This is a genomic window from Vibrio sp. 378 (genome assembly GCF_033339435.1).
The window spans coordinates 1-508 of the sequence record NZ_JAWOUO010001260.1; the positions used below are offsets into that span (position 1 = coordinate 1).

Consider the following 508-nt stretch of genomic DNA (forward strand, 5'->3'; position numbering starts at 1 on the left):
ATCTCGGCAATGGTCTCTTTAGAAAGCAGTTCTGAAATCGTTTTATAGTGATCAACCACCAAGTTGGAGCGATCAAAAGCAGAGTTATTCTTAATGATGTACGGGCGAAACGGTTTTTCTAGGAATCGGTGTGTACGCGTACAAAGCATGTCTAACAAAGACGATTCAATGTTGTTCGCAAGGTGTTTGAATGCTCGTTTGTAGTAAATCGCACGCATGATGAACTTCATTCTATATACCCAAATAGGGTTATAGGTGTTGGCGTACTCATCAGCATAGATCACTTTGGTATGATCAAAAATGGATTTATTTGCAGTCATTTTCACTCCCGACTCACTTAAGAGCTTGTCTTAACTGGGGTTCTGTTTTAACAGCACGAGAAATAACAGCGAGGAACACGAAAATGGAGAGATGCACAAGGCATGAATAGGAGGTGTGTTCTTGCTGATTCCAACGTACTCAAAATTAATTTTGAACAGTGTTCGTTTTTTTCGGGATTCTAAGAGAA

General features: G+C 39.8%; 1 protein-coding gene. It reads right to left on the minus strand.

Features of this window, described 5'->3' with window-relative positions; translation table 11 throughout:
- A partial coding sequence (locus R7Q48_RS31450) for a DUF535 family protein (protein WP_318134391.1) occupies nucleotides 1-320 on the minus strand: 320 nt, incomplete at its 3' end.
- Nucleotides 321-508 lie beyond the last annotated feature (188 nt).